The 12610-nt window shown below is 66.1% G+C and carries 13 protein-coding genes; 5 read left to right on the forward strand and 8 right to left on the reverse strand.

All coding sequences use genetic code 11. From position 1 onward, the window contains the following. Positions 1–110 precede the first annotated feature (110 nt). Entirely contained in the window at positions 111–2117 is a 2007-nt protein-coding gene (locus tag ACZI8W_RS11720) for a TPM domain-containing protein (RefSeq protein WP_463368669.1), read from the forward strand. A gap of 38 nt (positions 2118–2155) precedes the next feature. Here ACZI8W_RS11720 and ACZI8W_RS11725 read toward each other — a convergent pair whose 3' ends face one another. Next, on the reverse strand, positions 2156–3547 hold the full coding sequence (locus ACZI8W_RS11725) for a glycine--tRNA ligase (RefSeq protein ID WP_463368670.1): 1392 nt from the start codon (positions 3545–3547) through the stop codon (positions 2156–2158). A 163-nt stretch (positions 3548–3710) separates the two neighbouring features. Here ACZI8W_RS11725 and ACZI8W_RS11730 point away from each other — a divergent pair, with 163 nt between their 5' ends. After that, on the forward strand, positions 3711–4094 hold the full coding sequence (locus ACZI8W_RS11730; protein WP_463368671.1) for an ArsR/SmtB family transcription factor: 384 nt from the start codon (positions 3711–3713) through the stop codon (positions 4092–4094). 8 nt (positions 4095–4102) lie between these two features. Next, positions 4103–4519 (forward strand): Fur family transcriptional regulator, encoded by a 417-nt coding sequence (locus ACZI8W_RS11735; RefSeq protein WP_463368672.1) that lies wholly within the window; start codon positions 4103–4105, stop codon positions 4517–4519. Positions 4520–4523: 4 nt separating this feature from the next. On the opposite strand, the gene ACZI8W_RS11740 is transcribed toward ACZI8W_RS11735, so the two are convergent. From ACZI8W_RS11740 to recO, 3 genes are read right to left on the reverse strand one after another with little or no spacing between them, the layout of a single operon-like run. Further along, the gene (locus tag ACZI8W_RS11740) at positions 4524–4946 is read right to left on the reverse strand and encodes a hypothetical protein (RefSeq protein WP_463368673.1); all 423 of its coding nucleotides are present in this window, start codon (positions 4944–4946) and stop codon (positions 4524–4526) included. Then, complete coding sequence (locus ACZI8W_RS11745; RefSeq protein ID WP_463368674.1) at positions 4943–5740, reverse strand: isoprenyl transferase; 798 nt, start codon at positions 5738–5740, stop codon at positions 4943–4945. The genes ACZI8W_RS11740 and ACZI8W_RS11745 overlap by 4 nt, the downstream gene beginning before the upstream one ends. Continuing rightward, positions 5706–6521, reverse strand: coding sequence for a DNA repair protein RecO (gene recO / locus ACZI8W_RS11750; RefSeq protein WP_463368675.1), 816 nt, complete (start codon positions 6519–6521; stop codon positions 5706–5708). The genes ACZI8W_RS11745 and recO overlap by 35 nt, the downstream gene beginning before the upstream one ends. A 126-nt stretch (positions 6522–6647) precedes the next feature. Here recO and ACZI8W_RS11755 point away from each other — a divergent pair, with 126 nt between their 5' ends. Both ACZI8W_RS11755 and ACZI8W_RS11760 read left to right on the forward strand, forming a co-directional pair. Beyond that, the gene (locus ACZI8W_RS11755) at positions 6648–8066 is read left to right on the forward strand and encodes an amidase (RefSeq protein ID WP_463368676.1); all 1419 of its coding nucleotides are present in this window, start codon (positions 6648–6650) and stop codon (positions 8064–8066) included. A gap of 1 nt (position 8067) precedes the next feature. After that, positions 8068–8628: a TetR/AcrR family transcriptional regulator gene (locus tag ACZI8W_RS11760; RefSeq protein WP_463368677.1), complete on the forward strand. Its 561-nt coding sequence runs from the start codon at positions 8068–8070 to the stop codon at positions 8626–8628. Positions 8629–8651: 23 nt separating this feature from the next. Here ACZI8W_RS11760 and era read toward each other — a convergent pair whose 3' ends face one another. The 4 genes from era to ACZI8W_RS11780 are packed head-to-tail and all read right to left on the reverse strand — an operon-like array spanning position 8652 to position 12537. Beyond that, a complete protein-coding gene (gene era, locus ACZI8W_RS11765; protein WP_463368678.1) occupies positions 8652–9569 on the reverse strand; it encodes a GTPase Era in 918 nt (305 codons plus the stop codon). Beyond that, positions 9566–10882, reverse strand: coding sequence for a hemolysin family protein (locus ACZI8W_RS11770; protein WP_463368679.1), 1317 nt, complete (start codon positions 10880–10882; stop codon positions 9566–9568). Before ACZI8W_RS11770 ends, era begins: the two co-directional genes overlap by 4 nt. Positions 10883–10940: 58 nt before the next feature. Next, positions 10941–11483 (reverse strand): rRNA maturation RNase YbeY, encoded by a 543-nt coding sequence (ybeY, locus tag ACZI8W_RS11775; RefSeq protein WP_463368680.1) that lies wholly within the window; start codon positions 11481–11483, stop codon positions 10941–10943. Positions 11484–11532: 49 nt separating this feature from the next. Continuing rightward, positions 11533–12537, reverse strand: a complete 1005-nt coding sequence (locus ACZI8W_RS11780; protein WP_463368867.1) for a PhoH family protein — start codon at positions 12535–12537, stop codon at positions 11533–11535. Between the last annotated feature and the right edge of the window lie 73 nt (positions 12538–12610).

Genomic DNA, 12610 nt, shown 5'->3' on the forward strand with positions numbered 1-12610 from the left:
TGGCGGGATGCGGTACTCACTCCCCGATTCTGCCAGTGCCCCGACCGGATACCTGCGTGGACACGCGCCGCGGTGCCGCCCGCACGGGCAGAACCATTAGATTCGTCACCATGGCTCACTCATCGGCCGCGGACCGGCATCCCTCGACAGTCTCGCTCACCTTCGTCCCCGTCCTCCTCGCGGTCGCAGCCTGGTTGATGGCTCCCGCTATGGCCTCCGCCGAGCCGCCGTCGCGGCTCCCGCAACCGATCACCGACACCGCCGGTGTTCTGGACGGTGACGACACCGCCCGCATACAGGCGGCGGCGAACGCACTGTACGACGAGCACCAACTGCAACTGTGGGTCGCATACGTGTCGACCTTCGACGGACAGCCGTACGCCAGCTGGGCCGAAGCCACTGCACGCGCCAGTAACTTCGGACCGGACAGCGCACTGCTGGCGGTGGCGACCGACGATCGCGAATTCGCGTTGTGGACTCCCACCGGGTCCGAGGTCAGCGAGTCGGACCGCGACCGCATCAGCTCGAACGACATCACCCCCGAATTGCGCGAGCCCACGGACTGGGCGGGAGCCGCAGTCGCCGCCGCAGCGGGTCTCGACAACGCATTGACGCCGTCGAGCGCACCCGTGACCACGTTGCTGGTCGGTGGCGGGGTCATCGCCGCAGGTGCCGGCGGGGTATACCTGTACTCGCGCCGGTCGAAGACCAAACGCGCGGAGGCCGGTGCCGCACAGGCCGCCCAGACCGATCCGAACGATATCCAGAGTCTGCGTTCCCTGCCGCTCGAGGGCCTCGAACTGTACGCGCACGAAGTGCTCGTGGAGACCGACAACGCGGTCCGATCAAGTTCTGAGGCGCTCGAACTGGCGCGCGGTGAGTTCGGGCAGTCGGCGGTGCAACCGTTCGACCGTGCCCACGATCAGGCTCGAGCGGCGCTCATGTCTGCATTCGAGATCCGGCAGCGTCTCGACGACGACAGCCCGGAGACGCCGCAGCAGCAGCGCGACATGCTCGTGCAGTTGATCTCGTCGTGCGGTAAGGCCAACAACGATCTCGACGCGCAGGTCGAGGCGTTCGACACCATGCGCAACCTGCTGCTCGACGCTCCGGAACGCCTCGACGCGCTCACTCAGCGTGCGATCGGACTGAGAGCACGGCTCCCCGAGTCGGAGACGACGCTCACACAACTGCACGGCGAGTTCCCGGCCGGCGCGCTCACCCCGGTGGCCGAGAACGTCGCCCTCGCACAGGAGGAAATCGAGCTCGCGGAGAAGACGATCGACGATGGCCGGACCGCCGTCGCACGACCCGCCGGCGAGCAGGGCGAAGCGGTCCCGGCGATCCGGGCCGCCGAGAGTGCCCTGGGCCACGCCACTACGCTGCTCGACTCCCTCGACCACGCGGCCGAGGACATTCGACGAGCCATCGCGACCCTTCCCGCAGCGATGGAGGATGCGGCGCAGGGAATCGCGGACGCCGCGCAGCTGGCAGCGGCGGGCGGACCGGAACTCGACGAGGCACGCAAGGCAGCTCAGGACGCGCTCGACCATGCGCGGGCCGAGCAGCACAATGATCCGCTGGGCAGTTTCACCCGTGTGGTGGAGACGGATGCGCGGCTCGACGCGTTGCGCGCGCAGACCCGCGAAGCGCAGGAAGCCGCGGAACAGGCCCGCCGGCGCCTCGAGCAGGATCTTGCAGCGGCACAAGCGCAGGTCACCGCCGCATCGGATTTCATCGGCACGAGGCGCGGCGTGGTCGGCGCCCAGGCCCGCACCCGCTTGTCGGAGGCCGAGCGTCACCTACAGGCGGCGCAGCAGTTGGCGCCCTCGGATTCCGCGGCCGCCATGCAGCACGCCCAAGCCGCCGCGAGCCTGGCAGCGAAGGCGTTGCGCACGGCCCAGAACGACGTGCAGAACTGGGACCGTCAGCAGCGTCCGCCGGGTGGCGGCGCGTCGGGGGGCAACATGACCGGCGCGATCCTCGGCGGCATCCTCATCAACAGCGTCCTGAACAGTGGCCGCGGTGGGGGCGGCTTCGGTGGCGGCTTCGGAGGTGGCGGCTTCGGCGGCGGTGGGGGCGGCGGCTTCGGCGGATCGAGCGGTGGCCGCTTCTGACGTGCGCCCGATCCTCACTCCGGCGGGCGTTCCCGCGATCAGCAGCCGATCAGGCGCTGAGCGAGGTAGCCCTCGACTTGATCCAGGCTCACTCGCTCCTGCGCCATCGTGTCGCGCTCGCGAACGGTGACGGCCTGATCCTCGAGGGTGTCGAAGTCGACGGTGATGCAGAACGGCGTCCCGATCTCGTCCTGGCGCCGGTAGCGGCGGCCGATCGCGCCCGCGTCGTCGAACTCGATGTTCCAGTTCTGGCGAAGCTGGGCCGCGAGGTCCTTGGCCTTGGGGCTGAGATCCGCGTTGCGCGAGAGCGGCAGCACCGCGGCTTTGACCGGCGCGAGCCGACGGTCGAGGCGAAGCACGGTGCGTTTGTCGACACCGCCCTTGGCGTTGGGCGCCTCGTCCTCGGTATAGGCGTCGACGAGGAATGCCATCAGCGAGCGGGTGAGGCCGGCGGCCGGTTCGATCACGTACGGCGTGTAGCGCTCATTGGTGGTCTGGTCGAAGAAGCTCAGGTCGGCGCCCGAATGCTGCGCGTGGGTAGACAGGTCGAAGTCGGTACGGTTGGCGACCCCCTCGAGTTCACCCCATTCGCTGCCCTGGAAGTGGAAGCGATACTCGATGTCGACGGTGCGCTTCGAGTAGTGCGAAAGCTTGTCCTGGGGGTGCTCGAACAGGCGCAGGTTGTCCTTGTTGATACCGAGACCGGTGTACCAATCCATGCGGTAGTCGATCCAGTATTGGTGCCACTCCTCGTCTTCACCCGGCTTGACGAAGAATTCCATTTCCATCTGTTCGAACTCGCGGGTGCGGAAGATGAAGTTGCCCGGCGTGATCTCGTTGCGGAAGCTCTTGCCGATCTGGCCGATGCCGAAGGGCGGCTTCTTGCGTGACGTGGTGAGCACGTTGGCAAAGTTCACGAAGATGCCCTGGGCGGTCTCGGGGCGCAGGTAGTGCAGGCCCTCTTCGCTCTCGATCGGACCGAGGTAGGTCTTGAGCATCATGTTGAAGTCGCGGGGCTCGGTCCACTGGCCTTTGGTGCCGCAGTCCGGGCACGCGATCTCGGTCATCGCAACCGTGTCCGGGTCGTCGACCTTGTGTTTCTCGGCGTATGCCTCCTGGAGGTGGTCCTGCCGGTGACGCTTGTGACAACTCAGGCACTCGACGAGCGGGTCGTTGAACACGCCGACGTGTCCGGAGGCCACCCATACCTGGCGCGGCAGGATCACCGACGAGTCGAGACCCACGACGTCGTCGCGGCTGGTGACCATGTTGCGCCACCACTGCTTCTTGATGTTGTCCTTGAGTTCCACGCCGAGCGGCCCGTAATCCCAGGCCGACCTGGTGCCGCCGTAGATCTCACCGCAGGGGTAGACCAGCCCGCGGCGCTTGGCGAGGTTGGCGACGGTATCGATCTTGGATTTGGGTGCCACTCGGATTCTCTCCATCTCGATGCGGGTTCGCAGCATGCGTCGGCCTCCAAGACTATCGCTCCGTGGCCGGGCACCGAACAGGCGGCGGTTGACATGCACATCCGTGCATATCAAAATGGGATCGATTTGCAATAACGCGCGGTTCACCTCTGAAGGAGCGCCCTTGAGTCTCGACGCCGGTCACCAGGACTGCACGGTGGACGCTCGCACTCCCGAATCGCCCGAACCCGCCGGGCTCGGGCAGTCGATCCCCCACGACACACTGATCACCGCAGGCGAACTCCTACGCGCGCTGTCCGCGCCGATCAGGATCGCAATCGTCCTGCAACTGCAGGAATCCGCGCGCTGCGTCCATGAGCTCGTGGGAGCACTCGGCGTCACTCAACCACTGATCAGCCAGCACCTGCGTGTCCTGAAGACCGCTGGCGTCGTCCGCGGCGACCGGTCCGGACGTGAGGTCCTGTACCGGCTCGCGGACGATCATCTCGCCCACATCGTCGTAGACGCGCTCGCCCATGCCCAGGAAACGCCTGAACAGGAAGGCTGACCTCCACCTTGACCTCCGCCCGCAAACCCCTCGTCGGGGTTCGCTCAACCAAGCAACGCAGTGCCATCATCGCCCTGCTCGACGCCACCGAAGAATTCCGGACGGCCCAGGAACTCCACGACGACCTACGCAAACGAGGCGACGGGATCGGCCTGACCACCGTGTACCGCACACTTCAGTCGCTCGCCGAGGTGGGCAGCGTCGATGTACTCCGCACCGATTCCGGAGAGTCGATGTTCCGGCGCTGCTCTTCGGGGCACCACCATCATCTCGTCTGCCGCCGCTGCGGATTCACCGTCGAGGTCGATGGACCAGAGGTCGAGCGCTGGGCGCACGAGATCGCGGACGCGAACGGATTCGTCGACGTCAGTCACACCATCGAGATCTTCGGCACGTGCCAGGACTGCGCACTCACCGAGAACTGAGGGATCACGTCGTCTCGCCGGCAGAATCCGTCGAGGCGTCGACCACCTCACGAGCGCTCGCGGCACCGTCGAGAACCAACAGGAGCATCGTCGTCAGCGCGGTGTCTTCGAGACCCGTGATCGGGAACGAGTAGCGCAGGACGACATCCGCCTCCGCGTTGCGTTCGATCAGATGCACCGAACCGAACTGTACGGCGTCGGCGGCCGTCGCGACCCGGTCGCGCACGTCGTCGCCGAGCGAGAGATCCCAGCCGAGGATGCCGGTGAGCGACACGACGTCGAGCCCCTCGGTGAGGGTGACCACCTGCACCGCGAAGGGGACGGCACCGTAATCGAAACCGAGGGCGTCGTCGCCGTTCGCCTGGGAGATCCGCATGTCGACGAACGGCGCGAGCAGACCGGCTATTCGCTCCCGGAACGCTGTCATTTCACACCGCCGAACCGGCGGTCGCGGGAAGCATATTCGACGCAGGCCGCCCAGAGATCACGTCTGTCGAAGTCGGGAAAGTTTTTGTCCTGGAATACCATTTCGGCGTAGGCGGATTGCCACAGTAAGAAATTCGAGGTCCGTTGCTCCCCTGACGGCCGGAGGAACAAGTCGACGTCGGGCATGTCGGGCTCGTCGAGATAGCGCGCCACCGTGGCTTCGGTGACCTTCTCCGGGTCGACGTCCCCGGCCGCGACGCGGCGCGCGATCTCGCGTGCCGCATCGGCGATCTCGGCCCGGCCTCCGTAGTTGACGCACATGACGAGTGTCATGACATCGTTGTCCTTGGTGAGCTCCTCGGCGATCTCGAGCTCCTTGATGACGCTGCGCCACAGGCGCGGGCGGCGCCCCGCCCACCGAACGCGCACGCCCATCTCGTGCATCTCGTCGCGGCGGCGGCGGATCACGTCGCGGTTGAAGCCCATGAGAAATCGGACCTCGTCGGGGCTGCGTTTCCAGTTCTCGGTGGAGAACGCGTAGGCGGACAACCACTTGACGCCCACCTCGATGCTGCCGCACACGGTGTCCATGAGTACAGCTTCACCGCGTTCGTGACCGGCGGTGCGGGGCAGCCCGCGCTCCTGCGCCCAGCGACCGTTTCCATCCATGACCAGAGCGACGTGCTGCGGGATCAGCTCGGGCTGGATGATCGGGGCGCGCGCACCCGACGGATGCGGGTCGGGTGGGCGAATGGTGCGGTCAGCCGGTCGATGCGGTTCGCGTCGTCGAATCACGGTCTCCATCCTGCCTGACGCTGGATCCTGGGTTTCCGGCCCCGTGGGGACTGCTGCGTTCGATGAGCGGCAGCGTCCGCAGCTGACGCTCGAGGTGCCATTGCAGGTGCGCGGCGATCAGACCGCTCGCCTGCCCGCGGACCGCCCCCGACGCGGTTTCACTGATTTCCCAGCGGCCATGGTTGAGCGCGTCCATCAAGTCGAGAACGCCCGGTGCGGGAGTCGCAGCTCCCGGTGGCCGACACTCCACGCAGACCGCGCCCCCCGCTCCGACATGGAATGCCGTGTGCGGGCCCGGCCGATCGCAGCGGGCACAGTGCGTGATCGCGGGCGCCCACCCGGCGTAGAGCATCGCACGCAGCAGGTAGGCGTCGAATATCAGTTCGGGAGGACGCGTTCGGTCGCACACCGCACGCAGGGCACCGACGGTCAGCGTGTGGAGCCGGGGTACGGGTGCGCGCTCCTCACCCGCGAGACGTTCGGCCGTCTCGAGGATCGCGCACGCAGTGGTGTAGCGCCCGTAGTCGTCGACGATGCCGATCGCGAAGGCGTCGAGCGTCTGAACTTGAGTGACGATATCGAGGTTGCGCCCGGGATGCAGCTGCACGTCGATGTGCGCAAAGGGTTCGAGGCGCGCACCGAACTTCGAGCGGGTGCGGCGGACCCCCTTCGCGACGGCTCTGACCAACCCGTGACGGCGGGTGAGCAAGGTAACGATACGGTCGGCCTCGCCCAGCTTGTGCTGGCGCAGCACCACGGCATCGTCCCTGTACAGCCTCACACATCCGAGTGTGTCATGTCGGCACGACAGCATCTGCCACGCAGGGCGGCCCGGCCTCCCGAAGTCTCGACAACGAGCACTGGAACACGTTACTGTTCGTTCGAACGAACGATAATCGGGGGATGCATGACGACGCACGACGTACCCGCCCGGCCCGCCGGGCTGAGCGACATGGCTGCCGCGCTCGACGCGGGCACCACCACGTCCATCGACCTCGTCCGGGCCGCACTCGACCGGATCGACTCGAGCCGACCCACGCTCAACGCCTTCCGCGTCGTACGACGGGAAGCGGCACTCGCCGAAGCCGAAGAGGCCGATCGCCGCCGCGCCGGGGCCGAACATGCTCCCCTGCTCGGCATCCCGATCGCCATCAAGGACGACACCGACATCACCGGCGAGACCACGGCCTTCGGCTGCGCAGGCGACTTCCCGGTTCGGCACCACGACGCAGAGGTGGTCCGCCGACTGCGCGACGCCGGCGCGGTGATCGTCGGCAAGACCCACTCCTCCGAGGTCGGTCAGTGGCCACTGACCGGGAGCGCCACCTACGGACACACACGGAATCCCTGGTCGCGCGGGCACACGCCAGGTGGATCGTCAGGCGGGAGTGCTGCGGCGGTCGCTGCCGGACTGGTTCCCGCAGCGCTCGGGTCCGACGGCGCCGGTTCGGTTCGAATCCCGGCCGCCTGGACCAATCTGGTGGGCATCAAGCCGCAGCGCGGCCGGATCTCCATGGGGCCCCATGCCGAGGCGTTCTACGGGCTGACCACCCACGGCCCGCTGGCCCACACCGTCGCCGATGCTGCCCTCCTTCTCGACGTAGTGAGCGGCAACCAGCCCGGCGATCTCCATCACCGCGACCCGATGACGGTCTCCGACGCAGTCGGACGCGATCCGGGCCGACTGAGAATCGCGCTGTCACTGAAGCTTCCGTACACCGCCACACCGAGGCGACTCGATCCCCGGGTACGAACCCGCATCACCGCACTCGCCACGACCCTCCGCGATCTCGGGCACGAGGTGATTCTCGCCGACCCCGATTACGGAATCACATTCGGGCTGGGCTTCCTCCCGCGGTCGATGGCCGGCATCCACGACTGGGTGAGCACACTCCCCGACCCGTCGCTCGCCGATCCCCGCACGCGCGCCAACGCTCGTACCGGAAGACTTCTGCACGGGTTACCGCTTCGCGCCGCGAGAGCAGCCGAACCTCGGCTCCGCCGCCGTGTCGGCCGGATCTTCGACCAGGTCGATGTCGTGCTGACCCCCACCACCGCGACACCGCCACCGCCGGTCGACGCGATCGACGGGCTCGGCGGGTGGGCCACCGACAAGGTGATCACCGCCGCATGCCCGTATGCGTGGCCGTGGAACGTACTCGGATGGCCCGGCGTGAATGTACCCGCGGGTTTCACCGACGACGGATTGCCCATCGGTGCACAACTTCTCGGACACGACGACTCGGAGCCGATGCTGGTCTCGCTTGCAGCTCAACTCGAATCGGTACTGCGCTGGCACGACCAGAGCCCTGCCGGGTGGTGGTAGGGTGGCCGCCGATGCTCGGCATCGCATCATCGACGCGACACTTCATCTCGTCGGGACGCACGGAATCGCGGGAATCACCAATCGACGCATCGCTTCTCGCGCCGAGGTCTCGCTGGGGTCGATCACCTACCACTTTCCCAGCCAATCCGATCTCCTGAAGGCCGCGCTCACGGCCTTCGTCCAGGAGGAAACCGACCGGCTACGCACGATCGCGGAATCGTATCGTTCCCAATCTCTTTCGGTCACGGAAGCCGCAACACTGACAGAACTGATCGCGGAGGGTCTCGCATTCACCGCAGAGCAGATCGCGCCGTACGAACTGTGGATCCAAGCAGGCCGGGATCCCGACCTGCGGGCGACCGCGGACGAATGCTGGTCAGCGTACGACGCACTGACCGTGACGATTCTGCGCGCCCTCGACGTCCCCACTGCGGAGACACTCGGGCCGATCCTGGTTGCGACGATCGCCGGACTGCAACTGCGACGCCTGTCGACCGGATCCGGCACGGATCTGGCCACCGCGACGCTGCTCCTTCTCCGGGGAGCAGTCGGCCACCCCTGAGACACGACCCGACAACCGGGGGATCAGAATCCGAGGCGGCCCAACTGCTTGGGGTCCCGTTGCCAGTCCTTCGCGACTTTGACGTGCAGATCCAGGAAGATTTTCACCCCGAGCAACTTCTCGATCTGGGTACGCGCGGCCGTCCCGACCTGACGGAGTCGAGCACCCCCCTTCCCGATGACGATCCCCTTCTGACTCGGGCGTTCCACATAGAGCAGCGCATGCACGTCGAGCATCTCGCCTTGCTTCTCCGTACGCCCCTCACGCTCTCGGACTTCCTCGATCACCACGGCAAGCGAATGAGGAAGCTCGTCACCGAGCCCTTCGAGCGCCGCCTCCCGGATGAGCTCGGCCATGAGAGTTTCCTCGGGCTCGTCTGTGAGCTCTCCATCGGGGTAGAACGCCGGTCCCGGTTCCATGTGCGAGGCAAGCACGTCGACCAGGACCTCGACCTGCTCCCCCGACGTCGCCGACACGGGAACCACGTCGGTATCGCTGCCGAGCAGCTGGGACACCGCGAGCAGTTGCGCAGCGACCCGTTCCTTGCCCACCTTGTCGATCTTCGTCACGATTCCGATCAGCGGGGTGCGCGGCGCCACGGTGCGGACCTGTTCGAGAATCCAGCGGTCGCCGGGACCGATTTTCTCGTCGGCGGGAAAACACATGCCGATGGCGTCGACCTCGGAGTAGGTGTCGCGCACGAGGTCGTTGAGGCGCTGCCCCAGCAGAGTCCGGGGCCGGTGCAATCCGGGGGTGTCCACGAGGATCAGCTGAGTGTGCTCACGGTGAACTATCCCGCGAATCGTGTGGCGCGTGGTCTGCGGACGAGACGAGGTGATGGCGATCTTGCTGCCCACCAACGCATTCGTCAGTGTCGATTTCCCGGTATTCGGACGACCGACGAAGCAGACGAAGCCGGAACGGAAATCACGGTCGGTCATGCATTCTCCTCGGTCGGTGCCGAAACGCTCTCGGAGTCTTCGGGTTCTGGGGCGCGCAGCACGAATACGGTGTTCACACGGACGCGGCCACGGGGGTCGGGTCCACCTTCACCGCGCAAAAGAAGGCCGTGGGTTCGTACTTCTGCCCCCGGCAGCGGAACGCGACCGAGTTCGTAGCCGAGGAGTCCGCCGACTGTGTCGACCTCGTCGTCATCGATCTCGATGTCGAACAGTTCGCCGAGGTCCTCGACCGGCAGCCGCGCGGAGACCCGGTAGCGGCCGTCACCGAGATCCTCGATGTCCGGGATCTCGCCGGCGTCGTACTCGTCGGCGATCTCGCCCACGATCTCCTCGATGAGATCCTCGATCGTGACCAAACCTGCGATACCACCGTATTCGTCGACGAGTACGGCCATGTGATTGCGGTCGCGCTGCATGTCGGAGAGCAGGTCGTCGAGGCGTTTCGAATCGGGCACGAACACCGGCGGACGCATCACGTCGGCGACCGAGACGCTGTGCCCGCCGTCGCTCGCATCGTAGGTTTGCTGCACCAGGTCCTTGAGATAGACGACTCCGCAGATGTCGTCGACGTTCTCGCCGATCACCGGGATGCGGGAGTGCCCACTGCGCACGGCCAGCGACGTCGCCTGCCCGGCGGTCTTCGTGCTCTCGATCCAGACCATCTCCGGACGGGGCACCATGATCTCGCGCGCCGTGGTATCGCCGAAATCGAAGACCGACTGAATCATCCGCCGCTCGTCATCGGCCACGACTCCCCGTTCCTGCGCCAGGTCGACGAGTTCGCGCAGCTCGATCTCGTTGGCGAACGGACCGTTCCGGAACCCTCGGCCAGGGGTAACGGCGTTACCCACGAGGATCAGGACCCTGCTGATCGGGCCCAGGATCACACCGAGCACGCGCAGCGGTACGGCGGCGGTGAGGGCGATCGTGTAGGCGTGTTGACGGCCGAGAGTACGAGGCCCGACGCCGATCACGACGTAGTCGATCACCACCATGACCGCGGCACTGATGACGAGCGCCCACGTACGACTGAGATGATCGAGCAATTCTCCCGCAAGCACCACCGTCGCGGTCAACTCGCAGAGAATGCGCAGGAGCACTGCAAGATTGATGTACCGGGGGCGATCCTCGAGGAGAGCGCGAAGACGGCGGGCGCCTGCACGACCTTCCTTGGCGAGCTCGTCCACGCGTGCCGTGGAAACCGTGTTCAACGCCGAATCGATTGCGGCGAAGAGTCCACCGAATATCACGAGTAGAACTGCGAGGACGTACGAGAGGATCACGATACTCATGCGGGGCTCACCTCTGCGTGCCCTGCACCATCGGTGGGTGCATCATCCGGCGACACGATCACAGCTCCGGATTGTCGACGAATCCGGCCTTTCCGAGCAGCTGCTGATCGCGCGCAGCAAGCTGGGCATCGCGCTCGGCGAGCCGCAACTCCTCGTACCACTCTGCGAGCAACTGGTTCTGCAGGCCGAACATTTCCTTCTCTTCCTCGGGGTCGGCATGGTCGTAGCCGAGCAGGTGCAACATGCCGTGCACGGTGAGAAGAGCGAGTTCGTGGTCGAGCGAATGGCCCGCCTTCTCCGCCTGATCGGCAGCGAACGAGGGGCACAGCACGATGTCGCCGAGCATCGACGGGCCTGGCTCGGGCGCGTCGGGGCGACCGCCCGGCTCGAGTTCGTCCATCGGGAACGACATGACGTCGGTCGGGCCGGGCAGATCCATCCAGCGCACGTGCAGATCGGCCATGGTGTTCGAATCCACGAGCACCATCGACAAGTCCGCGGCAGGATGCACGTCCATTCGGGCGATGACGAAACGGGCGACGTCGAGCAGTTCTTCCTCGACGACCTCCGTTCCGGATTCGTTCGAGATCTCGATGCTCATGCGTGTGGTTCCTTTTGCACTACTGATGGATTCGGCTCGTCGGGAATGATCACCGGCGCGGGACCCGGTGTTGCGCGGCACGTCGCTGGGCTCGATTCCCGATACCCGCGGCGTCACTTCTCGCGGCGTCCTCGAATCGTCCGTACGCGTCGACGATGTCGGAGACCAGCCGATGTCGCACTACGTCGCTGCTGTCGAGTAGTGCGAAGTGGATGTCGTCGATGTCGTCGAGGATTTCGGTGGCCGCGCGCAGGCCCGAGCGCGCACCGCCGGGCAGATCGACCTGGGTGATGTCGCCGGTCACGACGATCTTCGATCCGAAACCGAGGCGAGTGAGGAACATCTTCATCTGCTCGGCGGTGGTGTTCTGCGCCTCGTCGAGAATGATGAATGCGTCATTGAGCGTTCTACCCCGCATATATGCGAGCGGCGCGACCTCGATGACTCCGGCCTGCATGAGCTTCGGGATCGCCTCGGGGTCCATCATGTCGTGCAGCGCGTCGTGCAGCGGCCGTAGATACGGATCGATCTTCTCGTGCAGGGTGCCGGGCAGGAAACCGAGGCGTTCACCGGCCTCGACGGCGGGACGGGTGAGGATGATGCGGTTGACCTGCTTGCTCTGCAGCGCCTGAACAGCCTTCGCCATCGCGAGGTACGTCTTGCCGGTACCGGCCGGGCCGATCCCGAACACGATCGTGTTGGCGTCGATCGCGTCGACGTAGCGCTTCTGATTGAGCGTCTTGGGCCGGATCGTCTTTCCACGCCGGGAAAGGATGTCCAAGCTCAGCACGTCGGCGGGAGATTCGGACAGGCCCTGGGTGAGCATTCCCGCGGTGCGACGGACCGTGTCGGGGGTGACCCGCTGGCCGCGGCCGGTGAGGGTGACGAGTTCATCGATGACCCGTTCGGCAAGGGCGATGTCGGCGGGGGTTCCGGTGAGGGTGACCGAATTGCCGCGGATGTGGATGTCCGCGTCGAGCACACGTTCGAGGGCCTCGAGGTTTTGGTCTGTGGAACCAAGCAGCGGCAGCATCGAGTCCGGCGGGATCTCCATGCTCGCGTGCGCCGAGTCACCGGACCGTGACGAGGCGGACGATGTGGCCTCACCCGTTTCGTTGTCTGCACTC

Source organism: Rhodococcus ruitaii, from assembly GCF_055230935.1.